20 protein-coding genes and 1 pseudogene are annotated in these 25,707 nt (G+C 64.3%); 14 read left to right on the top strand and 7 right to left on the bottom strand.

Annotation, left to right across the window (positions count from 1 at the left end; translation table 11 throughout):
• Positions 1–21: 21 nt before the first annotated feature.
• Positions 22–1,053 (bottom strand): extracellular solute-binding protein, encoded by a 1,032-nt coding sequence (locus E3T27_RS01580; RefSeq protein WP_134571357.1) that lies wholly within the window; start codon positions 1,051–1,053, stop codon positions 22–24.
• Positions 1,054–1,283: 230 nt separating this feature from the next.
• On the opposite strand from E3T27_RS01580, the gene E3T27_RS01585 reads away from it, so the two are divergent.
• The 4 genes from E3T27_RS01585 to E3T27_RS01600 all read left to right on the top strand — a co-directional run bounded on the left by E3T27_RS01585 (position 1,284) and on the right by E3T27_RS01600 (position 5,012).
• Positions 1,284–2,102 (top strand): SDR family NAD(P)-dependent oxidoreductase, encoded by an 819-nt coding sequence (locus E3T27_RS01585; protein WP_104197219.1) that lies wholly within the window; start codon positions 1,284–1,286, stop codon positions 2,100–2,102.
• Between the two features lie 95 nt (positions 2,103–2,197).
• Positions 2,198–3,439: an MFS transporter gene (locus E3T27_RS01590; protein WP_134571358.1), complete on the top strand. Its 1,242-nt coding sequence runs from the start codon at positions 2,198–2,200 to the stop codon at positions 3,437–3,439.
• Positions 3,440–3,548: 109 nt separating this feature from the next.
• On the top strand, positions 3,549–4,244 hold the full coding sequence (gene nucS, locus E3T27_RS01595; RefSeq protein ID WP_104197220.1) for an endonuclease NucS: 696 nt from the start codon (positions 3,549–3,551) through the stop codon (positions 4,242–4,244).
• Between the two features lie 99 nt (positions 4,245–4,343).
• Positions 4,344–5,012 (top strand): HAD hydrolase-like protein, encoded by a 669-nt coding sequence (locus E3T27_RS01600; RefSeq protein ID WP_104197221.1) that lies wholly within the window; start codon positions 4,344–4,346, stop codon positions 5,010–5,012.
• A gap of 10 nt (positions 5,013–5,022) precedes the next feature.
• Here the strand turns inward: E3T27_RS01600 and E3T27_RS01605 are convergent, their stop codons facing one another.
• The 4 genes from E3T27_RS01605 to hxlB all read right to left on the bottom strand — a co-directional run bounded on the left by E3T27_RS01605 (position 5,023) and on the right by hxlB (position 7,143).
• Positions 5,023–5,529: a hypothetical protein gene (locus E3T27_RS01605; RefSeq protein ID WP_134571359.1), complete on the bottom strand. Its 507-nt coding sequence runs from the start codon at positions 5,527–5,529 to the stop codon at positions 5,023–5,025.
• Positions 5,513–5,650, bottom strand: coding sequence for a hypothetical protein (locus tag E3T27_RS16395; protein ID WP_166786056.1), 138 nt, complete (start codon positions 5,648–5,650; stop codon positions 5,513–5,515). Before E3T27_RS16395 ends, E3T27_RS01605 begins: the two co-directional genes overlap by 17 nt.
• 227 nt (positions 5,651–5,877) lie before the next feature.
• Positions 5,878–6,501 carry a 3-hexulose-6-phosphate synthase gene (gene hxlA / locus E3T27_RS01615; protein WP_104197223.1) on the bottom strand — a complete coding sequence of 208 codons (624 nt, stop codon included), beginning with the start codon at positions 6,499–6,501 and terminating at the stop codon, positions 5,878–5,880.
• 57 nt (positions 6,502–6,558) lie between these two features.
• Positions 6,559–7,143: a 6-phospho-3-hexuloisomerase gene (hxlB, locus tag E3T27_RS01620; RefSeq protein WP_420898029.1), complete on the bottom strand. Its 585-nt coding sequence runs from the start codon at positions 7,141–7,143 to the stop codon at positions 6,559–6,561.
• A 113-nt stretch (positions 7,144–7,256) separates the two neighbouring features.
• Between hxlB and E3T27_RS01625 the strand changes: the two genes are divergently transcribed.
• The 6 genes and pseudogenes from E3T27_RS01625 (at position 7,257) to E3T27_RS16400 (ending at position 12,288) form a co-directional block, all read left to right on the top strand.
• Positions 7,257–8,123 carry a helix-turn-helix transcriptional regulator gene (locus E3T27_RS01625; RefSeq protein ID WP_134571360.1) on the top strand — a complete coding sequence of 289 codons (867 nt, stop codon included), beginning with the start codon at positions 7,257–7,259 and terminating at the stop codon, positions 8,121–8,123.
• A gap of 108 nt (positions 8,124–8,231) precedes the next feature.
• Positions 8,232–8,597, top strand: a pseudogene (locus E3T27_RS01630) (phosphomethylpyrimidine synthase ThiC); the annotation flags it as partial.
• Between the two features lie 246 nt (positions 8,598–8,843).
• Positions 8,844–9,836 (top strand): AfsR/SARP family transcriptional regulator, encoded by a 993-nt coding sequence (locus tag E3T27_RS01635; protein ID WP_134571361.1) that lies wholly within the window; start codon positions 8,844–8,846, stop codon positions 9,834–9,836.
• A 159-nt stretch (positions 9,837–9,995) separates the two neighbouring features.
• The gene (locus E3T27_RS01640; RefSeq protein ID WP_104197227.1) at positions 9,996–10,739 is read left to right on the top strand and encodes a response regulator transcription factor; all 744 of its coding nucleotides are present in this window, start codon (positions 9,996–9,998) and stop codon (positions 10,737–10,739) included.
• A complete protein-coding gene (locus E3T27_RS01645) occupies positions 10,732–12,087 on the top strand; it encodes a sensor histidine kinase (protein WP_134571362.1) in 1,356 nt (451 codons plus the stop codon). The genes E3T27_RS01640 and E3T27_RS01645 overlap by 8 nt, the downstream gene beginning before the upstream one ends.
• Positions 12,088–12,117: 30 nt before the next feature.
• Positions 12,118–12,288 (top strand): hypothetical protein, encoded by a 171-nt coding sequence (locus tag E3T27_RS16400; RefSeq protein WP_166786057.1) that lies wholly within the window; start codon positions 12,118–12,120, stop codon positions 12,286–12,288.
• 119 nt (positions 12,289–12,407) lie between these two features.
• On the opposite strand, the gene E3T27_RS01650 is transcribed toward E3T27_RS16400, so the two are convergent.
• A complete protein-coding gene (locus tag E3T27_RS01650; protein ID WP_166786058.1) occupies positions 12,408–18,257 on the bottom strand; it encodes a peroxidase family protein in 5,850 nt (1,949 codons plus the stop codon).
• Positions 18,258–18,441: 184 nt separating this feature from the next.
• Between E3T27_RS01650 and E3T27_RS01655 the strand changes: the two genes are divergently transcribed.
• From E3T27_RS01655 to E3T27_RS01670, 4 genes are all read left to right on the top strand, one after another.
• Entirely contained in the window at positions 18,442–19,194 is a 753-nt protein-coding gene (locus E3T27_RS01655) for a TetR/AcrR family transcriptional regulator (protein WP_104197230.1), read from the top strand.
• A 74-nt stretch (positions 19,195–19,268) separates the two neighbouring features.
• A complete protein-coding gene (locus E3T27_RS01660; RefSeq protein WP_104197231.1) occupies positions 19,269–20,450 on the top strand; it encodes an acyl-CoA dehydrogenase family protein in 1,182 nt (393 codons plus the stop codon).
• Between the two features lie 191 nt (positions 20,451–20,641).
• Positions 20,642–23,170, top strand: coding sequence for an excinuclease ABC subunit UvrA (locus E3T27_RS01665; RefSeq protein WP_174722162.1), 2,529 nt, complete (start codon positions 20,642–20,644; stop codon positions 23,168–23,170).
• A gap of 245 nt (positions 23,171–23,415) precedes the next feature.
• On the top strand, positions 23,416–24,867 hold the full coding sequence (locus E3T27_RS01670; RefSeq protein WP_134571366.1) for an MDR family MFS transporter: 1,452 nt from the start codon (positions 23,416–23,418) through the stop codon (positions 24,865–24,867).
• Positions 24,868–24,898: 31 nt separating this feature from the next.
• On the opposite strand, the gene E3T27_RS01675 is transcribed toward E3T27_RS01670, so the two are convergent.
• Positions 24,899–25,534, bottom strand: a complete 636-nt coding sequence (locus tag E3T27_RS01675) for a hypothetical protein (protein WP_104197234.1) — start codon at positions 25,532–25,534, stop codon at positions 24,899–24,901.
• Positions 25,535–25,707: the final 173 nt, after the last annotated feature.

Below are 25,707 nucleotides of genomic sequence, written 5' to 3' on the forward strand. Positions count from 1 at the left end.
CGCGCCTTCACTGCTGCAATGTTAGATCAGGCCGTGTTTGCCGAGCAGGGCCTGGGTGTCGGCGAGGGTGTCCAGGTCGGCCAGGTCGAGGTCGGGGTTGACGAGTGAGTCGAGCACGGGCAGTCCGGCCGGGGCGTCGATGCCGGCGATGAGCGGGTACTCGTAGGTCTCATCGACGAAATACTGCTGGGCATCGGTGCCGACGAGATAGTCGATGAACTCGAGCGCGTCGGCATCCGCTGTGGCACCTGCGAGCAGTCCGGCCCCCGTGACGTTCACGATCGATCCGGCATCGCCAGCCTCGGGATAGGAGAGCTGCGCGCGCATGTTGGCCTCGCCGGTTTCGGCGGCCTGGGCGAACCAGTAATAGTGGTTGATGAGTCCGGCCTCGATGACCCCGTCGTTGACGGCGGCGAGGATCGCGCGGTTGTTGTCGAAGATGACCGGGTCATTGGCGGCGACGGCGGCAACCCACTTGTCTGCGGCCTCTTCGCCGTTCAGCACCCGATAGGCGGTGACAAAGGCTTGAAAGCTCGCGTTGGCCGGCGCGATGCCGAACTTTCCAGCCCAGGCGGGGTCGGTGAATGCATCAACGCTTGAAGGCACCTCGGCCGCACTCATCACTTCGCTGTCATAGGTGATCACGCGAGCACGGCCGGTGACGCCAACCCAGGTGTCGTCGGTCGAGGTGAATCCGGCTGGGACCTTGTCGGTGGTTGTTGCTGGCAACGTCGCGAACAGGTCGGCGTTGCTCAGCGCTCCGAGCGCTCCGGCGTCTTGCGCGAGAAACACCTGGGCTGGAGTGGCCTCGCCCTCTTCGAGCAGCAGGGCGCCGAGCTCGGCGGTGTTGCCGTAGCGCACCTCGACGCTGATGCCGCTTTGCTCCTCGAATTGGTCGATGAGCGGCTGGATGAGCGCTTCGTCGCGCCCCGAGTAGAGGGTGAAGGCACCGTCTGCGGAGCTTGCTGCCGGCTCGGCGGCCTGCGTGCATCCGGCGAGGGCGAAAACGGTGGCGCCGGCAACGAGTGCGGCGACAGAGATGGGAATGCGCATGGGACTCCAGAGACGTGGCGAACGATTGCTAAGGTAAGGCTACGCTAACTTTGTCGACGGAGCGAATCGTGTGTCCATGTGTCCATTCGACAAGGGCAAGCCGAGGCCTGGCTGGCTGCGACGCCGGATGCGCGGCGGAGCGCGCGGGGAATAGCCCGAGTCAGCAGACCGTTGGCCCCAATGATCATGCAAGTCGAGTACTCGCTGCCCGTCTCGCCTAATTCGAAGGAATGACTATTGTGGATCTAACTAACCGATACGGCATCATCACCGGAGCAGGGCAGGGAATAGGGCGTGCCCTGGCTGTCGAATTCGGATCGAGAGGCGCCCACCTGCTCCTGGTCGGCCGGAAAGAGTCAACGCTCGTCGCGACAGCCCGGCTGGTCGAAGCCGCCGGCGGCACGGCCGAAGTTTTTACGCAGGATCTCACCCTGCCCAATAGTGTTGACCGAGTAGCTGAGGCCGTAGGGTCATGGGCCACCGTGGACCTACTTGTGAACAATGCCGGCAACGTGCGCGCCGGCCGGCTCGAATTGACCAGCGAGGCCGACATTCGGTCCATGATCGAACTCAACCTCGTTGCCCCCGTGCTTCTGACCCGGGCTCTGTTGCCGCGTCTTCGTACCGGCGCCGACCGAGACAGCATTGTCTTGAACATATCCAGCGGAATCGCCCTCGTCGGCATGCCATTTTATACGGTCTACGCCGCGACTAAGGCCGGCCTCGCTCGTTTCGGAGAATCCCTGCGGCGCGAATTGACCGGAGTGAAAGTGCACGTGACGACCGTCTACCCGGGCGCGACGGATACCGACATGATGTCATCTCAGAACGCCGGCGCCGACTTGGGCTGGGAGCGTCGATCCCTCGACGACGTCATTGCCGATGTGCTGGCCGGACTGGAGGCTGGCGACCACGAAATCAACACGGTCCCCGAAGACCGGCGCGGCATGCAGGAGCTCAACATCTCCGACCCCATGGCCGTCGATGCCGCGATGGCCCCCGGACTCGCAGATTTGGAATCCGCGGTACGAGACCACCGCAGCATCTAGGCAAATCGTTCGGGTGGCACTCGTTGTACCTTTGACCTGTCCGCCCGTCTCGAGTCGAGGCCGTCCGCCCCCATCCAGGAACCGTGATGCCGATTATGGCTAACCCCGCTGACTCCAGCGTCGCTATTGACGCCGTCGGCAGTGCGCGCCCCGCCCTGCTCGGCTGGCGCAATGCCGTCTTCGCGGCGTTCTTTGTGTCAGGCCTCGGCCTCGCGAGCTGGATGTCGCGGGTTCCCGCCGTGCGCGACGGCCTCAGGCTCGACACTGCTCAGGTCGGCGTGCTCATCTTTGGACTCTCCGCCGGCTCGGTCGTCGGCCTGTTGATCGCCGCGGGCCTGCTCAATCGCCTCGGCGCCCGCCGGGCCATGCTGCTCAGCGTCTCGTTGTCGGCCTCCGGGCTCGTGCTCATGGGCGTCGGTGTCAGCGTCGTGCCCTCGGCACCGTTCGTGTTCGCCGCCCTCGCCGTCTTCGGAATCGGCATGGGATCCGTCGACGTCATGATGAACGTCGAGGGCGCCGCAGCTGAACGTGCCATCGGTCGCACGCTCATGCCGCTCATGCACGCCTGCTTCAGCCTCGGCACGGTGGTCGGCGCACTCGGTGGCGCCGCCGCATCCGCTTGGCAGGTTTCGGTGTTCTGGCACCTGATGATCGTGGCGGTGCTCGTTCTGAGCACGATCGTCGTGGCCGTGCGTTTTCTTCCGGCGCCCGTCAACACCACTGAAGCGGATGTCCCCGCGCCAGCCTGGCGCAACCGCCTGCGAGATAGTCTCGCCGTTTGGCGCGACCGTAAACTGCTTCTGATCGGCGTCATCGTGCTCGGCATGACCTTTGCCGAGGGCTCGGCCAACGACTGGCTCGCCCTCGCCTCGGTCGATGGTCACGGCCTCAGCAACACCGACGGTGCAATCGTCTTCGGCGTGTTCGTGGCCGCGATGACCGTGGGGCGCGTCATTGGCGGGCCCGTGCTCGATCGCTTTGGCCGGGTTCTCGTATTGCGCGCCTGCGCGGGAATCGGCATTGCGGGGCTCGCGCTGTTCATCCTCGCGCCGAACACTCCGCTCGTGATCGCGGGCACGATTCTCTGGGGCATCGGCGCGTCGCTCGGTTTTCCGGTGGGCATGTCCGCGGCCGCCGACGACACCAAGAACGCCGCGGCCCGGGTGAGTGCCGTTGCCATCATCGGCTACTTCGCCTTCCTGGTCGGGCCTCCCGTGCTCGGCCTGCTCGGCGAGGCCTGGGGTATCCTCAATGCCCTCTACCTGATCTTGGCGCTGATGGTACTGGCCGGGCTGGCGGCTCCGGCTGCGCGGCCGGTGGCATCCGCCCCGGTTTGACCGAGCGTCTCCCAATAAACCAACTGACGGCCGCGCGTGCGGGTCACCAAGCTGGACCGATGGCCAGATCCGGACTGTCACGAACGACCTGAGGCCGTAAACTCGACCAGTGCGCCTTGTAATTGCGAAATGCTCCGTTGACTATGCCGGGCGTCTCAGTGCGCATCTGCCGCTGGCCACCCGCCTGCTGATGATCAAGTCCGACGGGAGTGTGCTCGTGCACTCCGACGGCGGCTCCTACAAGCCGCTCAACTGGATGAGCCCGCCCTGTTCGGTCACCATCTCCGAACCCGACAGTGATCAAGCGGATGCCGGCATCACCGCCCTCTGGACGGTCACCCACGCCAAGACCGCCGACCAACTCGTGGTCAGCGTCTACGACGTTCAGCACGACTCCGCGCACGAGCTCGGCATCGACCCCGGCCTGATCAAGGACGGCGCCGAATCGCACCTGCAGAAGTTGCTGGCCGAGCATATCCATCTGCTCGGTGAGGGATTCACCTGTGTACGCCGCGAATACATGACGGCGATCGGGCCGGTCGATATTCTCGCGCAGGACGCGAGCGGCCGATCGGTCGCCGTCGAACTCAAACGCAACGGTGACATCGACGGCGTCGAACAGCTCACGCGCTACCTCGAATTAATGAACCGTGACCCGCATTTGGCGCCGGTCAGCGGGGTTTTCGCCGCGCAGACGATCAAGCCGCAGGCCCGCAGACTGGCCGAAGATCGCGGTATTCGCTGCTTGCTGCTCGACTACGACGCCATGCGCGGACTCGACGACACGGCCTCGAAGCTCTTCTAACTCGCCGCGCAGCCCAAGCCGACACATACTAACCGGGCAAAAGCTGAGAAAAAATGGGTAAATGGGGTAACTATACGGTGATCGCCTAGGCTATTTTAAGTGAATCCCACTCTAACGCGCACCTGGAGCGCCATCCTCTTCGACCTCGACGGAACCATCACCGATTCCGCCCCGGCTATCACCAGCTCTCTGGCCCGCACCTTCACGTTGCTCGGCCGCCCCGTTCCCTCGGCTGCCGAACTGCTCGCCTACGTGGGCCCGCCCATGCTCGACGCCTTCCAAGAATACGCAGGCATGACCCCCGACGAAGCCCACGAGGCCATCGCGGTCTACCGGGCCGAGTACCACGGTGCCGCCGCACTGGATACAGCTGTCTTTCCCGGCATTGCGGGCCTGCTCGAGCGCATCCACGCTGCGGGCATCCCCCTCGCCCTGGCCACCAGCAAGCCCGAACTGAGTGCGATCGCCATTCTCACGCACTTCGATCTTGCGAAGTACTTCACGGCAACGGTCGGTGCCTCCGCTGACGAGACCCGCAGCCACAAGTCCGACATCGTCGCCGAAGCCCTGGCACGTCTCGCTGCGACCGGCGTCGACACCAGCGGCGCGGTCATGGTCGGCGACCGCAGCTATGACGCCATCGGCGCTCAGGCCAACGGCATTCCCGCCATTCTCGTGGAGTGGGGCTACGGCTCTCCCGCCGAAGCCGCAGCCGCGACAGCCGTGGTGTATTCGTCCGACCAGCTGGGTCGGTTACTGCTGGGCTGAGACCTCGCCCCTAGAAGTCGAAGCCGAGCCTCCGCGCGTCGAAGCTCGTGAGTAAGACATTATGTTTTTCCCGGTTGTGGTCGGCGCGGTTGAGCGCCCACCGGGTGGCCTGAATTCCAGCGGATGCGATCGGCTCGGCGGAAACGAAAGTGGACGCCCCGCACCATAGCCAGTTCAGTGCGTTCCGTGGTGCGGCCAGCCAGCTGATCGAGTACCACCCGGCGGCGAAGTGCGCCGCGCCGCCGCCAAGACCGGTGAATCCGGCGGCGTAGCTGATGCGCCCGCCGCGAGCCTGCCCGAAAAAGGCGCAAAACCAGGTTGAGGTGTCGATGGCACCGGCCCATTTGTGGCGGAACCGCACCCCGGCGAGATTGGTTGACGACGCTACCGCGGCCTGTACGGCCGTCGCATCGAGACACACCGTATTCTCGTCGGTGCTCTCCTCGTGCAACCACTGACCCTGGTGTTCCTCGATGGCCAGGTCGATGGTTCCGGTGCACTCAAACTGAGCAGTCAAGTCCGAGGTCGGCCACCGCCAGCTCAATGTCGTCGAGGTTTTCCTGACCGAGTTCGATCAGCCGGTCGATCTCCTGCGGCCAACGGCGGCGCCCGTTCTCTTCACCGCGCGTGTTGCGCACGAATGCATTGCGCCGGTTCGCCAGTTCGCCGGTTCGCCAGTTCGTCAGTTCGCCAGTTCGCCAGTTCGCCGGTTCGTCAGTTCGTCAGTTCGCCAGTTCGCCAGTTCGCCAGTTCGTCTCCGGACGGGGCCCGGGCCCCGTCCGGGCTTGAAGGCGGGTGTGGACCTCCGCTTAACGCGACAGTGCCGCCCAGCAGAAGCGGGACGGCACCAGATTAAACGCTGGGACTAGATGATCGCGGCGCGCAGGGCGGCAGCAGCAGCGGCCGGGTCCTCGGCGCCGTAGATTGCTCCGCCGGCAACGGCGACCGTTGCTCCGGCGCGCTGCACCGAAGAGATGGTCGACAGGTTCACGCCACCCGCGAGGGAGAAGGGAACCTTGGCGGTCTCGCCCTGGTTGAGCAGTGTTGCGAGCGAGAAGCCGGGCTCGGCCTGCTCGTCGAGACCGGCGTGCATCTCTACGAACTGCGCGCCGAGCGCGGTGACCTCGCGGGCACGGGTGACCTTGTCGGCGACGCCGATGAGGTCGACGACGATGCCCTTGCCGTGCTTGGTCGCGGCGGCGACCGCTCCGATAATGGTGCTGTCACCAGCCGTGCCGAGTACGGTCACGAGGTCGGCGCCGGCGGCGAACGCGATGTCGGCTTCGAGCTCGCCGGCATCCATCGTCTTGAGGTCGGCGAAGACGATCTTGTCGGGGTGAGCGGCCTTGATCGCAGTGACGGCGCGCAGGCCCTCTGCCTTGATCAGCGGGGTGCCGAGCTCGATGATGTCGACGTGCGGGGCAACCTGGGCAGCCAGCTTGAGTGCTGCTTCGGTGGTCAATACGTCCATTGCTACCTGGAGCTTCATGGGTTTCTGCTTTCTTTTAGTGACTAAGAGTGGAAAGTTTTTGGAAGGGTTCGCGCCCTATTCGAGGTTGGCGTGACGCGGCCAAAGCTGTTCGGCCGTGGCCCCGCTCGCTTGCCAGAGCGTGTGAAACAGGGCATCGCCAACGAGCAACAGGGCCTGCTCGAACAAACCGCCCGAATACTGGGCCGATACCTGTCCGGCATGGTCCTGCTTGGCCGCGGCCGGAATAACCACGGTCACCGCAGCGAGGCGCCCGAGCGGCGACTCGGGAGCCGTGGTGAGCGCGAGAATGTTCGCGCCCACACTCTGCGCCGTCTCGGCGGCTCGCACAATGGCGCCCGTCGTCCCGGAGCCACTCGCGACCAGCAACAGGTCGCCAGAAGCGATCGCCGGGCTGGTCACCTCGCCGACAACGTGCACGTCGAGTCCGAGATGCATCAGCCGCATCGCGGTCATCTTCAGCGCCAGTCCGGAGCGACCGGCACCCAGCACGAATATGCGGGGAGCCGCAGCGAGTGCGGTGGCCGCCTCGTCGAGCGAGGAAGCGGATGCAGACCGCAGCGCGTTCACGACGTGACTGTTCTCGGCAAAAATGAGGCCAAGAGCATCCGCTGCAGAGGGGGTGGTTGTCATTTCGGTCATAGGTCAATACTCCACTCCTTCGAGCGGGAGTGCTGCCCACCAAAAGGACGGTTTAACTATCCAAACGGATAGCTATGAGCGGGCATCAGGGATGGCCCGGGTAGGCTGGACCTATGACGATCTACGCAACCTCCCGAGAGCCCGGCACTCACGCCGCCGGTTCCTCCGGGCAAACCGCGCAGACCTCGCGCACCGCGGCGGCCGAACGCTCCAAACTCATCGCCGACCTAACCGACGCGCACGCAACCACGCTGGAAACCCTGCTGGCCGTGCTGCGCTCGAAAAGCACGAGTGACACGGCCGCCCGCCAGAAAGCCACCGAGCTGGCCGCCGCGGCGATGGTCGCATTGCGCGCGGTGAGTGACCTCGATCGCAGCCTGACCGAGGAACCCGTCGCGCAGGCCTTCGAACGCCTGCGCGACGATCTACGCCCGCTCGTACGTTTCGGCGACCTCGACGTACAGTTCATCGAGCCACCGGTGAATGGGCGCGCCCTTCCCGGTGAGGTCGCCCATGAAGCCCGCGCCATCGTGCGCGGTGCCGTGCTCGCCCTGGTCGAGCAGGCCGGGGTCGCCCGGGTTCGTGTGCAATGGGACTGCGACGGCAGCAACCTGCTCATTCGCATTCGCGACGACGGACCGGGCGATCTCAACGGGGAGGTTCCCAGTGTGCGTCAGCTCGCCGCCCGTGTCGTCGCGCTCAGCGGAACCCTGAACGTCGAGGCGACCGCCGGCTGGGGGTCCGAGCTAGCGGTGTCACTTCCGCTCGACGCGCCCACGGCATCCGTTTCTGCCGCTGCGACCTGGGGGCTCAGCCCGCGCGAACGCGGCGTGCTCGAGCTCGTGGCGTCTGGCGCACGCAATAAAGCGATCGCCGAGGCGCTGACTATTAGCGAGAACACCGTGAAGTTTCACGTGGCCAATCTGCTGCGCAAGGTGGGCGCCTCGACCCGCGCCGAGTTGGCCGCTCTCGCTCGCTGAGCGATTCCCCGCGCTCGTTCATTGCGCCAGCTATCGCTCCTCGCGCCCTCTGAAACTGGCGCCCACCCGTATCTGGCGCCGCGATCAGCGTTATGGTGATGATCGAGGGACCCGGCCAAACAGCATCCCCGTGCCCAGGAACGCGATGACGCTCTCTGCCGGGCCCGGTTCGAGTTCCGTTGGACCGACCCGTTCGCGCTCTCTCTCGACCCAGACACCGCGCAGAGCTTCCACGACGAAACGCTTCCGGCTGGCCCGGCCAAGGCCGCCCACTTCTGCAGCAGGTGCGGTCCCAACTTCTGTTCCATGCGCATTTCAGCGGATGTGCGTGTCTACGCCGAAGAGAACGGCCCTACCAGCCTCGAGGCCATCGAGGCCATCGATGCCGGCGTGGCCGAGAAATCGGCCGAGTTTGCCCGACTGGGCAGCTCGGTATACCTGCCACTCCGGGTGCTGACGACGCGCCAAAACTGATGCTGGCTGGAGGCTGATCGCGCGAGCAAGAGCACGCGCATCCGCCTCCGCCTCCGCGTGCGCATGCGCACGCGCATGCGCATGCTGCTCGGGCTCACCGGGACACGTTTATCTCGTGGAACCGGGCACCACACGGCGCTCTGAGAAAACCTCCCTCAAATTGGGGGTAAACGCCTACTCCACACGCGGCTACCCCGCTCATCGACAAGCGGGCACCATGGTCGTATTCCAACAGTGGAGGTCGTAATGACAACCGGATTCGACATACGAAAACAGCCAACCGCGACAACTGTGATCCACCTGAACGTGCACGTGTTTGGAAACCTCAGCGTTCGACGGGGGCCGGTCGTACTGCACGCTCACCAGCTGGGCGGACCCAAACCCCGCCAGATCTTCGAAATTCTGCTCGTTCACCTCGGGCTGCCCGTTTCCAAAGACCGCCTGATTGAAATGCTCTGGGGCGCGAATGCTCCGGTCGAGGCGCTGCCCACCCTCGAAAGCTACGTGAGTGTTCTGCGTCGGCATCTGCAGCCGGGCGCGGGAAAATTCGGTCCGCTAAAAACCACCACTGGCGGCTACGTATTGGACCGTGACCTGGTCGACGTCGACCTGGACCAGTTCGACGTACTGTTGCAGCGAGCGCAGAGGACCGAACCCACCCTCGCCTACCCTCTGTTGTTGCGGGCGTTGAACCTCGCCGACGCACCGCTTCTCGGCGACGAACTCATTCCGGCCTGGGCGTCAGAAGCCCGAAACCTGCACGCCGCTCGCCTAACCAGCGCCCGCATTCTCACCTCGGAAATCGCCGCCGTCCTGCACCGCATCGATGACGCCCTCGTTTTCGCGAATCTCGCGCTGATCGACGAACCACTGAACGAGCGGGCATGGACGGCCCTTATCCTGGGATTAGAGACCAGCGGGCGTCACGCCGAAGGGCTTCAGGCCTATCACCGGTGTCGTCGTGCGATGCAGGACGAGTTGGGCTGCGCTCCCGGCCCGATTCTGCGCGCCGCCCAGCTGCGGCTGCTGCACGCGACAGCCGATGGGGACGGCGACCTGGCCGACGTGCTTTCCGCCCTGATCACGTTGCACGACCAACTCCGAGTGTCATCCGCCAGCGGCTCGGCCTTGCGCCGTGCCACCACTAATCATCCTCGCCCAGAGCCGGTCGAGGATTCCCTCCAGGAGGCTACTGATGTTGTCACGTCATTTCTGCGACGCGCCGTCGCTCGCGCTTGAGCTGGCCGCGCCTGCGCGCGCCGACCTACCATATGGGGGGGCAAAGAGTAAGCCCTCGACAAAAACTGCGCTTCTCCTGATACTGACTTCGTCAATTGGAAAAGTACGGCGTCTTCCCACGCTACGGAAGCTCACGAACGGGCAGAGAGGTCTCCGCACATGACCGCGCAGATGTCCCCGATCGAACCCAGCGCGCAGGGGACTACCGCTACCGCATCCCTGACCGGTTCCATCCCGGTGGTTGAAACGACGACGGGACAAATCCGCATACTCATCGTCGACGACCACACTACGTTCGCCGAACTGCTCATCGGGTCCCTTAATCGCGAACCCGATTTGTGCAGCGTAGGTTCGGCCAACAGCGTGGCCAGCGGCATCGCCGCCTGTTTAGAGCTGCTCCCCGACGTCGTCGTCATGGACTACCACCTGCCCGACGGCAGTGGCCTCGTTGCGGCCGCCGCCATTCTCGCCCGCGCGCCGAATACCCGCATCGTCATCCTCACAGGCGACCCTGCCCTCGAGGCCCTTGAGCAGTCCGCCGCGATCGGGGTGTGCGCGTTCCTGCCCAAGGACGGATCGCTCGCGACGGTGCTTGACACCCTGCGGCACGCACGTAACGGTGGCTTCATCGTGCATCCGTCCCTTGTCGGGCTGCTCAGCGCCCGACGCCGCCAGCGCAGCGAAGAGATCCCCTTTCCCGAGCTGACCAAGCGCGAGTTCGCCGTGCTTCGGCTCATGGGCGAAGGCTCCGACGTGCGCGCCAACGCCAAAGTTCTTGGCATCTCGGAGAACACCTGCCGTGGCTATGTCAAGGCAATCCTGGGCAAGCTCGGCGCACACTCGCAATTGGAGGCCGTTGTGATCGCGACCAGACTCGGCTTGGTACCGGCCCAGCATGTCTAAACGGCGGCCGGGCTCGTCGCTGCCCAATTGGCACGACGACGCTCAGGCCGCCGAAGGCTCCGGGGTTCGCGCCGCGGTTCAGCGATTTCTGCTCATGGGGCTCATCGCGATGGTGCTGGTCGCTGTGCCGGTATCGCTCTGGGTACGCGCGCAGTCCGCACATAACGCCATGGCCAACGCGGTGCTGCTCACCCACCGGCTGGCCGACTACTCGATCGGGCCGCTGATCACTGATGCCGTCATTGACGGCGACCCCGGTGCGCGTCGACAGCTCGACGAACGGCTCGCCCCGCGCATCGCCGACGGTTCTATGGTGCGCGTCAAAGTGTGGGATACCAACGGCACCATCGTCTATTCCGATCTGCCGCGGTTGATCGGTCAGACCTTCCCCCTGCCCAGCTGGACCTTCGAAATGCTGGCCGATGGCAAGGGTCGGGCCACTCTGGAAACGCAGACATCTCCCGATGACCGACATGAAGCCGATTCGGGCGAACTCGTCGAGGTCTACGTGCCGACAATCGCCTCCACTGGTGAAACGTTTGTTCTTGAGGCCTATTTCAACGTCGATGGTGTGCGTCAGGAACAGAATTCCGCACTGCTCGGGCTCATCCCGGCGTTCCTGCTTGCGCTGGGTGCCCTCCAACTCGCCCAGCTCGTTCCGGCAGTGCAGCTGGCTCGCCGCATCCAAAAGCATCAATCGACCAAGCGTAAATTGTTGCAGCATGCGATCGACGCCTCTGATCTCGAACGCCAGCGTATTGCGCGCGACCTGCACGACGAAGTCATTCAAGATCTGGCCGGTTTGTCTTATGCCCTCGAGGCTGAGGAGATGCACTCCTCGCCCGAGAATCGTCCATTGTTCAGCCAGGCGAAGGCCATCCTCCAGAAGAACGTGCGCACCCTCCGAGCCATGACGACCGAACTGTATCCCCCCGACCTGGAAGAACTTGGGCTGCCCGAAGCACTGGCCCGCCTCACCGCACCGTTGCTCGAGCAAGGGATTCAGGTGAAGCTAACCGTGCCGCCCAATTGCGACCTCGACCGCGACCGGTCAGCGATGTTCTACCGAGTGGCCAGGGAGGTGCTCGCCAACACCGTCAAACATGCCAGGGCCAGCACTCTCGAGCTCACCCTGATGCAAGACGATGACTGCACCATTTTGCTCATTCATGACAATGGCTGCGGCTTTGATTTGAGTGCCGATCCCCCCGACAACCATCTGGGCCTGCGCATCATGCGCGACACCGTCTATGTTGCCGGCGGCTCGCTTGAGGTTCGCTCCTGGGCAGGCCGCGGTACCTCCGTCATGGCTACTCTCGATCGTGCAGCTCCGGTTCGCTCGCGTTAGTCGACCGCCCGGCGCCGCCTCGCAGAAAGCATGACCCCGACCAGCGACGGCTATCGCGGCCGGCTCGGGCTCTGTGGCCATGTCCACGCGGCCTCCACCCGGCGTTCCGGCACCGATCAAGCTGCCATAGTCACCGAGATCATCCATTTCGATCAGACCAAGCACACCGAATGCGCCCAGCTGGAGAGCGTTCCTGCGTGACGTCATGACCTCTCCGCAAGGCTTTCCACTGATGTTCGTTGTACTGCAGAACATGGGGAAAGCCGGCCGGCGACTGAGATCCAATCGCCGGCCGGCTTCGAGTTGTTGCTGGTGTTCGGTTAGAGCGCTGCGCCGGTCGTGAAGGTCCACGTACTCGTTACCAGGGGGTTACCCGCCAGGTCCCGAACGCTCGTGTTGCCGCCGGTAATTGTGACCCGGTATTGAACGTTGGAGCTGAGGCTCACCGAGGGATTGATGGTCAACACGTTGGTGGTGGCATTGAACGCTGCCACCGATGTGACGACCGCCCCGGTGGAGACCTGCGTAATACGAACCGTGGTGGCGTTGACTCCGGTGATGTCTTCACTGAAGGTTGTAATGACGTTGGCGTTTCGGCGTACCGCGACAGCTCCGGGTGCGGGAGTCCTATTCTGGATCCTCGGAGCCGGGCCTGTGATGAAGGTCCACGAGCTAGCCACCATCGTGTTGCCCGCCACGTCACGGATCCCCGAGAGGGTGGCCGTGTAGGTGCGGTCGGCGAGCAGGGTCGCGCTCGGGTTCAGCGTCGCGACCTGAGTCGTGGCGTTGTACGACACCGAGGCGGAGACCGCCGTGGCGCCAAGCCGAAGCACGAACGTCGTGCGGCTGACGCCCGTGACCGGTTCGCTGAACGTTGCCGTCAGGTTGCCGGTCTGGCTGACCGAACGAGTACCCGCTGCCGGGGTGCGCGTTGTCACGGTCGGCAGCACAAACTCCGTGCGCGGCGTGACGACAATCGAGCGAGCCGAGGCTGCTCCGGTACCGACCGCGTTGATCGCGGCAACATCGAAGGTGTACCCGGTTCCGTTCGTCAGTGACCCGATCACCGCGGCGGTCACGTTCGCCACCGTTGTGGTGCCCGTGGCCGTGGCGCCAGCACCGATGAAGGTGCGAACCCGGTACCCCGTGATCGGTTCCGCATTGGCGACCGGTGCCGGGGCAGCCCAGTTCACGGTGACCGACGCATTCCCCGCGACCGAGGTTCCGATCGTCGGAGCTCCAGCCACCTCCTGCACGACCGGCGCGGTCGGTGTGACGACCTCCGAACGAGCCGAGGGCGCTCCGGTACCGACCTCGTTGATCGCGGCGACATCAAAGGTGTAGCCGGTTCCGTTGGTAAGCGACTCGATCACCGTGCTCGTGACATCAGCCACGGTCGTGGTGCCGGTAGCCGTCGAGCCCGCTCCGATGAAAGTGCGAACGACGTAGCCGGTGACCGGCGGGGCATTGGGAACCGCGCCCGGTGCCAACCAGTTCACGGTGACCTCGGCATTACCAGCGACCGAGGTACCGATCGTTGGCGCGCCGGGCACGACCGGCACGACCGGCGCCGACGGTGTCACTACGTTGGACGAAGCCGAGAATGCGCTTGTTCCTTCCGCGTTGGTCGCCGACACTTGGAAGGTGTAGCTGGAACCGTTGGTCAACCCGGTGACAATAAGGTCGACTGCGGTTGCCGGTGCGGAACGCAGCGCACCCACCTCGACTCCGGCCGAATCGAGCACCTTCACCGAGAAGCTGGTGGGGATACCGGTCGGGGAGGATACCCAGTCGACAGTCGCCTCACCGTTGCCGGCGACCGCAGAGACTGTAGTGGGGGTTCCCGGGGCCACGGTGTCACTGAACTGCAGGCGTTCGATGTTGCGCAGGGTGTCGGTACCGTCGGTACCGCGGTTGTCGAGCACGGTCGTGGTCGATCCGGCCGAGCCGAGCGTGCCATCGCCACCGGTGGTGGTGATCGCATAGTCACTGGTCAGTCCAGAGAACCGAGCCGTGTCAATGCCCCCAGATCCATAAAGGATCTCGCGTACCGCCACGATGTCACCCGGGTCGACCGAGCCAGCGAAGACAGCTTGCTGCAGGGTCGGACCGAAGAATCCACCAGCGCCGTCGGAGAGGTACTGGCTGGCCATTGCACTCTGGTTCGTGCCGGTGATGCTGGCACTGCCGATCTCCGTCGCCGAGTCGCTCGGGTTGGTCCGAACGCTCAGGCGAAGGCTGAGGAACGCGTCACCGTCAATGATGTCATCGGCTCCTCGTCCCTCGATCAGGTCACTGCCCCCGCCGCCGAGGAGCACGTTGCCGGCGCCCCAGACGTTTGGACCGGTCAGGATCGGGCAGTCGCCCTGTGCCGACACCGCAACAACGGATGCCAGCGTGGTCGTGAATTCTGGAATCAGCGCGTCGAGGCCCGCGATGCGGTCTACTCCGGCCTGGTCCACAACGTCACAGCCGATAAAGCCGCCGCCGCCCACGGCGCTGGGAACCCGGTCGTCACCGCGAAGGGTGTCATTCAGCTTCCAGCCCGAAAGTGCCTCGACTTCGTTGTACTTGTCGCGGACGCCGACCTGCAGGATGTCCAGCGGAGCGATCGGTAGAGCCAGATCGGAGTCCTGAGCCTGGGGGTCACCCTGGCCAGTCGACCAGTCGTAGCCGGAACCGCCCGCGACCTTTTCAATGCCGGGACCACCGACGCCAATGTCGTCGCCGCCCTCCATGTCGTAGTCGTCGTCGCCGCCCTGACCGATCATGAAGTCGTTCCCCGGCTTCTGTGAGTCGTCCAGGAAGAACAGGTTGCTGCTGTCTCCGATCATGAGGTCAGGCTGATTGCCGCCCTCTTCCCAGTCGTCGCCACCGTCTCCCAAGGCTGCATCAAGGCTTTCACCGAGCATGATGAAGTCGTCATCGGCGCCGCCGAAGGTTGTGTTGGCATTGGCTCCACCGTTCGTGAAGTCCTTGCCTTCGCCACCCATAATGATGTCGAGCCCGGGGCCGGCATCGATCGCGTCGTTGCCAGGACCGCCCTTGGGTACATCGTCTCCGGCGACGTCGGTGATGATGTCACTGCCTTCACCGCCAAGAGCCACATCGGCACCGCCTCCGCCCTCGATGAGGTCGTTACCGAGACCACCCCAGAAGGTGTCGTTGTCGTTGCCGCCGTAGATCCGATCCACCTGGCCCGTGCCGTTATAGACGGCCTGGCCGTTGATGCCGGCGGGGTCGACCGTGTTGCGGGCACGGTACTTGATCGTGCCGTCAGGCATGCGAATCAGAAGCGCCGTCTCGTTACACTCAGATTGCGGATCGTTCGCGACGGTGTTGCCCGAAGCCGCGAACCCTTCGACGGTTCCCGCCAGGTTTTTCAGCTCGAACTTGCAGTCGGCCGTGGCGAAGGGGTCAGCCTTGAGGGTGTGCGCCGTGGTGTTGCGCATCATGAGTTCGGCAAACGAGTTGCCCTCCAGCTGGGTGCGGAGGTTCATGCCGGGCGTGCGGGCGAGGTAATACAACCGGTCTCCGTTTTGCAGGTCGGTCATCTGTTTCTCGAACACATAGTTGAACGTCGTGCCGAGCAGGCCACCGAACGGGGTCGTCATCTCAGCGAGGCCGCCGACCCAGAGGTCGACGTCGTCGAGACCGGTGATCGAGTGCGTGCCCGAGTTCACCCACGCTCCCGTGCTGTTCATGAAGTCCATGGCACCGTCCGGAGAAAACTCTCCGGCCAGGGCGTCGGGACTGACGATCAGTCGGGCAGCATCACGCTTGCCGTCGAGCGTGGTCGCACCGGTAATGGTGGGGAACTGACCATAGGCGGCCACGAAGTTGATCAGCGATTCCGGGTGCTTGAGGTTTTCACCGAAGTCGATCCAGTTTGTGTACGGCCTGAGCGCGCCGTCGTTGGTCTTGTTGAACAGATCGCGACGAAAAACGTTCAACCGCGGCACACCTTCCGAACGTGCACGGGCCATATTGACCGATGCCAGGTCGAGCGGCAGGCCGAGCAGGTTGTTGCGCAGGGTGTCAGTGACGAACTCGTCGAGTTCGTTGCCGACCTGATCACTCATGCCCATGATGACGCTGCCCGCCGCCTCTTCAGAGGTCAGTTGACCATCGGGTCCACCGTCGGTATAGGCGGGTGGGTTAAGGAACCCTTTGAGCAGCGAGACATCGTTCTGGGTGCCCAGAACGTCGTCACTCGTGCCGAACACTCCGTCAGTTCCAGGCTTGTCCTCGTTGCGACGCGAGATGGTTTCGGTCAGCATGGAGTGACCGAAGCGATACACCGCGTGAGCGAATTCAGCCGTGATTGCCGGATTGATTTCGGTCTGCGTGAATGCGAAGGGTTCGAACGGGTTGATACCGGGCTGCACCTTGCGCGCAAACTCCTCGAACACGAGGTGCTGGTACTCCATCTCGGTGACGAAGCGGGCAGCCTGAAACAGGCGGTCGCCGTTCCATCCGGCCGCTCCGCTGGCCAGTTTCCACTCGGCCAAGGCTGCAATGCCCTTGGCGGAGGTGTCGTTGGTCAGGGTTTTCTCAATGTCGCCGATCAGGCGGTCATGCTCCGAGTGGAATACCTGGTGAATGGCGGTCAGTCCGATGTTCTCGTTGACACGACCATCACCGGCGATGAAGTGAGTATCGAGCATCTCATCGTCGTAGGTCCCGGCCGGCTGGCTGGCGAAGTCCGCGGAGGCCGTGGTGTTGCTGTCCGGGGTCAGTCCAGCCTTCGGCTCCGCGTTGTGCGCGATGTCGGTCAGAAATGGGGTTTTGAAATACAGCGCGTTAGCCGGAACGGGCACGGGGCTGGCCGTGTCACCCTCGACCAGACCGGTCGCGGTGGCGTATTGCGGCATACCGCGCGCGGGCCCGGGGATGAACTTGCCGTAGGCATCCGCTGCGAGCATCGGCACGTTGAGCACGTCTTGATCGGTCAGCAGAAGGCCAAGAACATTGGCAGCCTGGGCCTTCGTTGTAGCCCAGGTGGCCATGCCTCCGGCGGAGGGTCCGGTAGGCCCGCCGAGCATCTTGCCAGTGGCAACGGGATGACCACCCTCGGTCACGTACTCGCGCAGGAACACTTGGTGCGAAGGGTGTGAAGTATAGGTCTGGCTTTGGTCGACCCAGGGCGAATCCGTGTTGAGGGCATCCTGCACATCATCGGCACTCTCGTCGGCCGCGGTGGCCGGGTCGTCACCGGTGACGCCGTCGGGGCCAGGCTGGTTCTGTCCCCGAGTCAGCACCATGAAAGCCTGACTTGCGAGTACTTCATCGCCGTTGCCGGCGATGCCGTCGGGGCCGGAAACGCGCAGCGGGTCATCCGCCTTGAGGGGCACGAAGACCGTGCCGCCGCCCTTGACCGTCTGGTCGATACCGTGGTCGAAGAACTGGCCGAAGAGGGTGAACAAAGAGTTGTACGGCGGAGACAGGCCTACATCCGTCGTCACGTTCGGCATGAACAACGTCTCATTAGACGGGATACAGCCTGCGGGAACGCCGAACGGCACGTCCGGGCTCGGGTCGGTCGTGCAGGCCACGACACCCTCATTGCCCTGGGTGCGCACCGGGTTTCCGGCGGCAGCGATGGCGGCTGGGTTGGTCGAGGTTTGGTCGACGATCAGGTTGCTGACAGTGCGCGGTTCACTGTCGAAGATCAGGCCTTTCTTCTGGGTATAAGAGGTCGGGTTTGGCGGTCCGAAGCTGGAAGGAGTGACATCCGCTGGAGAGAAGGTCGGCTTCGCGAGGCGCGGGAAGACCTGGTCTGCGGCACCGAACTGATCCTGGCCAGGCTGCAGATTGTTGCAGGAACCGTCCACGGTGCGCAGTCCGAGCGAGAGCAGCGGGCTGCCGATTTGATTGGCACCGGTACCAACGAGGGCGCCGCACGGGCCGGTAGCCGAGGTGGTGTTGGCCACGTGGGCTTCGGCGATCTTGATCTGTTTGAGAATGTAGGCGAGGTCCGAGGTCGTCACGGTAAAGCCCTGGCCGACCGGCGCGACGACCGCGCTAGCACTGATCGCGGACCCGAGCCCGAGTCCGGCGTAGAGCACGACGGCCATCCCCGCAGCGACGACGCGGGTAGTCGTGCGAAAAGCGCCCTGGGGGGCAGGGGTGGGTCTTTCAACGCCTGGCGAAGATGGACTACCACGCATTCCGGTTATGCCTCTTGTGCTGCGCACGATTTCTTTTATTTTGAACCTGCTCATGACGCACCTATCTCTTCAGGGTGAGTAAACGCTGTAAGAGTGCGATGTAGACCCTATGGAAACCTTGGGCATTCGCCAGTCGGGCTGCCCGTTGATTCCCCCGTTGATTCCGTGCTAATTTCGCCTGATAATGCCTGATCCGTCCGCAGCATCCGCGCGCCCCAACCTCATCCTCCCGCCGGTCGCTCGGCTAGCGGAGGCCCGCAGCCGCGTCGACGTGGCCGACATCGCTGTTCGCCTGTTTCAGGCCCAGGGCTACGAAGCCACGAGCACCACTCAAATCGCCGCTGCCGCCGGAGTGTCCCGAAGTACCTTCTTTCGTCAGTTCCGGTCGAAAGACGACGTGATCTTCGCCGACCACGACGAACTCCTGGAACAGATCGACAGGTACTTCGCGGTCGAGCACGATGATCCTTGGCTGGCCGTCTGCGACGCGGCCGCGCTCGTGTTCGAGCGGTTTCGGGAGCGTCTCGAGATCGTGCGGGTGCGCGATCTGCTCGTGCGCCAGACATCCGTTCTGCGTGACCGCGAAACCGTCATGGTGTCGCGGTACGAAAAAATATTCTCGGCTTACCTGCGGCGCTCGCTGCTCGGGGTCGACCCGGTCATCGCGATTCAATTTGCGGCAGCCGTCACCGCCACGCACAATTTTGAACTGCGCCGCATGATTCGCGCCGCCGACTCAAGTCAGCTGCTCGACACGGCCGGGCTTGCGGCCGAGCTCCACGCGGTGCGCCATCGCTTCGATCCCTCCGCGAGCTCGCGGACCACAGACACGGTACCGGCGGCCAGCGAGCTGCTGGTCGCCGTGTTTCCCGCCTCGGCCCTGCCGGAAGACGTCGCCCGCGTGATCGAGAAGAGGCTTCGATCCACGGTTATTTGACACTTCGTGTCACTTGACCTGAGACTCAGTGTCAGATAGAACTGATGTCACCCCCGCTACCGCGAAAGGCACTGATGCCCGATTACGATGTCTCGGCCCCCCTCGACACCGATTACTACGGCGTTTTTGCCGATGTACCCGAAGCTGATCGAGCGTTCTGGAGCCGGGCCCGTACCTTTGCAGTGGAGACCCTCGACGAGCTGAGCGAAGCCTGGGACAAAGCGGAGTACCCGCTGCACCTGGCTCGCCGCCTGGGCGAACTCGACCTACTCACCGACGGCGTCGAGGGGCCTGGGCTCACCCCCATGTCACCGCTCGCCGCCGGCCTGGTGAACATGGAGATCTCGCGCGGTGACGGTTCAATGGGCACCGTCGTGGCCGTGCAGGGCGGACTCGCCCTGCGCAGCATCGCCATGTTCGGTAGCGATGAACAGAAAGCCACCTGGCTGGTGCCGCTGGCCCGCGCCGAGAAGCTCGGCGCCTTCGCCCTGACCGAGCCGGATCACGGGTCGGATTCGGTGGGCCTCGAGACCACCGCCCATCGCGACGGCGACGAATGGGTCATCAACGGCGAGAAAAAGTGGATCGGCAACGGCTCAGTCGGCGACCTGACCGTAGTCTGGGCACGCGACAACGACGACAACGTGCGCGGCTTTCTGGTGGACCAGTCCCTGCCGGGGTACCACGGCGAGACAATGCTGGGCAAGGGCTCCCTGCGCGCGGTACATCAGGCCCGCATCACGTTGACCGACGTGCGGATTCCGCTCGATGCTGTACTGCCCGGCACCCACACTTTCAAAGACACGGCCGCCATTCTGTTCGCCACCCGGCTCGGTGTGGCGTGGTCGGCACTTGGACACGCCACCGCGGTCTTCGAAGCAGCCCTCAACTATGCGCAGCAACGTGTGCAGTTCGGTAAGCCGATCGCCGGTTTTCAGATCGTGCAGGAACGCCTCACCCTCATGCTTTCTGAGCTCACGTCGATGCAGTTGCACTGCATGCGCTTGGCCGAACTCGACGCGGCCGGAACCCTGCGGCCCATCCAGGCCAGCCTCGCCAAATTTCACAACACCCGCGCGGCCCGGTCCCTCGCCTCTCTCGCCCGCGACATGCTTGGCGGCAACGGAATCCTGCTCGAAAACCACGTCATTCGGCACCTGGCCGATATTGAATCCATCCACACTTACGAGGGCACGGAGAGCATCCAGTCTCTGCTCATCGGTCGCGATCTGACCGGGGTCAGCGCCTTCCACTAGATTCGACGTGTTTTCGCTAAACCCGACACGCTTTTCAGAGAAATCACTTTGCCGGCGGTGTCTGGGTGAAGTTTCTGACAGGGCGTCTGACGTGCTCCCTCTGTATGACGACAGGCGGGTCGAGAACCAGACCTGAATTTGATTCTCCTATACCCAAGCGGCACACCACCGAACGAACTACTCTTACTTGGATGCTGATGGAAGAGACGAATGATCCGGCTCCGGCCGCCCTGCCCGGCAATGGTTTCGTGCGCGTGCGCGGGGCCCGCGAGAATAACCTGCGTAATGTGAACGTCGACGTACCACGGGACGCCATCGTGGCCTTCACCGGGGTCTCTGGGTCGGGCAAGTCCTCGCTCGCCTTCGGCACCATCTTCGCGGAGGCGCAGCGCCGTTTCTTCGAGTCGGTCGCGCCATATGCGCGCCGATTGATACAACAAGGGCATACCCCGCACGTTGACGAGATCACCGGGCTGCCACCGGCCGTCGCCCTGCAGCAACGCCGCGGAACGCCGAGTTCGCGCTCGAGCGTTGGCACAGTCACGACGCTCTCCAATTCCCTGCGCATGATGTATTCTCGTGCCGGCATATACCCGGCAGATGCAGACGGTCGCCTCGAATCGGATTCGTTTTCGCCCAATACCGCTATGGGAGCTTGCCCGCGGTGCCACGGCCTGGGTATGGCCCACACCGTCAGCGAGGAGTCGATGGTGCTTGACGCCACGCTAAGCATTCGTGATGGCGCAATCACTGCCTGGCCAGGAGCCTGGCAGGGCAAGAATTTGCGTGACATCGTAGCCGTGCTCGGCTACGACATCGATGTACCGTGGCAGGAATTGTCCCGCGCCGACCGGGACTGGATTCTGTTCACCGAAGAGCAGCCGGTAGTCGAGGTCGTACCGCAGCGCGATCGTATCGCCAAGCCCTATCAGGGCCGTTTCTGGAGTGCGAAGAGCTTCGTGCTGCACACGCTCGCCGACAGCAAAAGCCCCAACGTCCGGCAACGTGTGTTGCGCTACGTCGACACCGGCCCCTGTCCGGTCTGCGGCGGCAGCGGGCTGAAGCCCGACGCTCTCGCCGTCACCGTGGCCGGGCACTCGATTGCCGTACTGAACACCCTGCCGATGACTGCCCTCGCCGACATTCTGCGGCCGATCGTAGCGGGTGATACGGCGTCGGAGGTGGCCATGACCCTGGCCAGCGACCTGCTGCGCCGTATCGACGTGCTGCTCGAGCTCGGTCTTGGCTATTTGGCCCTCGGCCGGTCGACCCCCACGCTCTCGCCGGGAGAAATGCAGCGGCTGCGCATCGCCACACAACTGCGCTCGGGCCTGTTCGGCGTCATCTATGTGCTCGATGAGCCCTCCGCCGGCCTGCACCCAGCCGACGCGGAGCCCCTGCTTCTCGTGCTCGAGCAGCTCAAGCTGTCGGGCAACTCGGTCTTCGTGGTCGAACACAATATGGACGTGGTCAGCCGCGCCGACTGGGTCGTCGACGTGGGTCCACGGGCCGGTGAAGGTGGCGGCGACGTGCTCTATAGCGGGCCGACCGCTGGACTGGCCGAGGTAGAGACTTCCGTGACGCGGCGGTACCTGTTTGCGGAACACCGCGATCTGGCGCCACGAGCAAAGTTGCGGCATCCGCTGGGGTGGCTGGGCCTGACGAATATCACCCGGCACAACCTGCAAGGGCTGGACGCGCAGATTCCGCTCGGGGTACTCACTGCCGTCACCGGCGTTTCGGGGTCAGGCAAGTCGACCTTGGTCAGCCACGTTCTCGCCGAGGCCGTGGGCCTGCATTTGCATCCGGCTCTCGACGATGAGCCAGCGCTCGACCTCGGCGACCCGGATGCCGCTGGAGAAGCCGCAGCAGAAGCGGCTGCTGATGCGGCGTCCGGTGAGCGAATTTCCATCGCACAGGTCACCGGACTGGAGACCATCGACCGTTTGGTGCAGGTCGATCAAAAACCGATCGGGCGCACACCGCGGTCAAACCTCGCCACCTACACCGGGCTGTTCGATGCCGTTCGGGCGACCTTTGCCGCCACGGACGAAGCGCGTCAGCGCGGTTTCAACGCCGGTCGATTTTCTTTCAATGTCGCTGGCGGTCGCTGTGAAACCTGCCTCGGTGAGGGCTTCGTGGCCGTCGGGTTGCTGTTTCTACCGGGAAGCTATGCCCCCTGCCCCACCTGCGGCGGGTCACGCTACAACCTCGAAACCCTCCAGGTCACCTACCATGGCAAGAACGTCGCCGAGGTGCTCAGCCTCACAGTGGATGCCGCGCTGGTCTTCCTCGCCGACGTCGCCGTCGCCGCACGCAGCCTAGAGACCCTGCGCGAGGTGGGACTGGGCTATCTGCGTCTCGGCCAACCGGCCACCGAGCTTTCCGGCGGCGAGGCGCAGCGCATCAAGCTTGCGACCGAACTGCAACGCGCACGGCGCGGCCACACGCTCTACCTGCTCGACGAGCCGACAACCGGGCTGCATCCGGCCGACGTGGAGCTGCTCATGCAGCAGCTCGGGCGCCTGGTCGACGCGGGCAACACCGTCGTCGTGGTCGAACACGAGATGGACGTGATCGCCGCCGCCGACTGGGTGATCGACCTCGGCCCCTCCGGTGGTGACCAGGGCGGCCGCATCATCTCCGCTGGAACTCCGGCAACGGTAGCGGCCCATCCCACCAGCCGCACCGGACCGTACCTGGCCCGCCGCCTCACCTGACCTCCCCGCACCTCATTGGTTTTCCCGAGGCTAATTCCAATGAATAGTGCCTGAACGAGCGGCGGCTCGGTCAATGCTGGTGCGGCGAATTAATTCACACCCTGCACAACGCTTCACCTGGAGGCGCCCACAGCGAGCCGTCACGGGGCGCTCACGGGGCGGGCCACCCGCTCATTTTCGCACTTCCCCCTTTCGCACGACCCCCTTTCGCACGACCCCCTTTTGCACGACCGTCAGGATCCGTTATGACCACGACAGCAAGCGCGCCCACCACCAAGGCCGACCTGCACCCGGACGCCCAGCGCAACCAGCTGGTGATCCGACTCCTATTGGTCTCGGCCTTCGTTGTAATTTTGAACGAAACCATCATGGGTGTGGCGCTGCCGCACCTCATGGACGACCTCGACATCACGGCGACCGCGGCGCAGTGGCTGACCACAGCGTTCATGCTCACCATGGCCGTCGTTATTCCGATCACCGGTTTTCTGATTCAGCGCTTCAATACGCGGCCGATCTTCATCGCCGCGATGACACTGTTCAGCACCGGCACCCTGATCGCCGCTGTCGCACCCGGCTTCGAGGTGCTTCTGGTTGGCCGCATCGTGCAGGCCACCGGAACAGCCATCATGATGCCGCTGCTCATGACCACCGTCATGACGCTCGTCGCACCCGCTTCCCGCGGCAAGACGATGGGAAACATCTCCATCGTCATCTCGGTTGCCCCAGCCATCGGCCCCACCATCTCCGGCATCATCCTGAGCCTGCTGGACTGGCGCTGGATGTTCCTGATCGTGCTGCCGATCGCTGTCGGCGCGCTCATTCTCGGTGCCTCGCGCATGCAGAACGTGACAACGCCGCGCACGGTTCCCCTCGACGTGCTCTCCGTCATCCTCTCCGCCTTCGGCTTTGGCGGCTTCGTCTACGGACTCAGCAACCTCGGCACTGATCCCGCGACCGGATGGCTGCCGCTTGGCATCGGCGTGTTCGCCCTGTTCGTGTTCGTGTTGCGCCAGCTGCAGTTGCAGCGCACCGATCGCGCCCTCCTCGATCTGCGCGTGTTCACCTCGCGCACGTTCACCCTCTCGATCTCGATGCTCAGCATCAGCATGATCGCCCTGTTCGGCACCATCATTCTGCTGCCGCTCTACATGCAGAACGTGCTCGGCATGACCGCACTCTCCACCGGGCTGTTGCTGCTTCCGGGAGGGCTGACCATGGGCCTGTTCGCGCCGTTCGTCGGCCGCATCTACGACCGCCGCGGCCCGACCATTCTGCTCGTTCCCGGGTCGATCATCGTCAGCGGCGCCTTCTGGGCGATGACCATGATGGGCCAGACCACACAACCGTGGATGCTCATGGTCAGCCACATTGGCATGAGTGTCGGCCTGTCGATGCTGTTCACGCCGCTATTCACGTCGGGCCTCGGATCGCTCCCGCCGGAGCTGTATTCCCACGGCAGCGCAGTTGTCGGCACCATCCAGCAGCTGGCCGGCGCCATCGGCACCGCACTGTTCATCGCCGTGATGACCTCACAGTCGGCCGCTCTCATGAGCCAGGGTGCCTCCGAGGTCCCCGCGACGGCATCCGGTATTCACGATGCGTTCCTGTGCGGCGCGATCATCTCGCTGTTCGCGATTCCAGCGGCGTTCCTGGTGCGGCGTGCACCGCTCGGTGCGCCGGCACCCATCGGGCACTAGCCCGCGCAGCTGCACGGCACAGCACGCCGGTTCAGCGGATGCGCTGGGCCAGCACTGCAGGGTGGTCCGCGGGCAGTCCGTGGCGCCGTCCGTTCCGCAGCAGCGCGACGTTCTTCTTCTCCCAGTCGCGCAGCGCCTGGCGCAGGGGGTCGATCGCGGCGCTCTCGGCGCAGCTGCCGGCCGTGCGCCCGCAGGAACACTTCTGCGTCGCTGAGTCGTGGTGCAGCGTTTCGATGCGCCAGATGCCGGCCATGGCCCAATCGATCTGGCGCCGGGCCAGATCGGTGTTGCGTTCAGCCCGCTTGACCAGGTCGTTCTGCAGCAGACCGCGCACCCCATCGATGCCGGCCGTGAACTGGCCCGCCACAACGGCGCTGAGCTCAGCGACCTGATCGCGCAGTGCGGTCAGGTCGACGTCGCGGGCGACGAGCAGGGCATCCGTTTCGGAGACGAAGTCGGCGTGGCCGGTCTCGGACGCCGCCCACCGAGCGGCCCACAGTCGAACATGCTCGAGATCGCGACGTTCTGATTTCTCGGCCCCCAGATGGTGCACGCACAGCGCGCAGACCACCTGGTCACTCAGCGAGGTGAAGTGAAAGGGCTGCGGCGCGAGGCAGCACAGGCACGGCACCTCGAGGTCGACATGCAGCCGGTGCGCGTGCGTCACGACTGCCCCCTCTCACTGTTGTTCCCTCGAGAATACCGGGTACAGGGCACGGAACCGAGGCACGCACCGGAACATCGGAACGCTACGGTCACTCCGTCCCGCCGCCGGCTCGCAGCGTGGGCCGCCGAAATCACCGACACCCCCGGGGCGACACGGGCGGTTCACGGCAGCCC

The organism is Cryobacterium lyxosi, assembly GCF_004403345.1.
Classification (GTDB): domain Bacteria; phylum Actinomycetota; class Actinomycetes; order Actinomycetales; family Microbacteriaceae; genus Cryobacterium; species Cryobacterium lyxosi.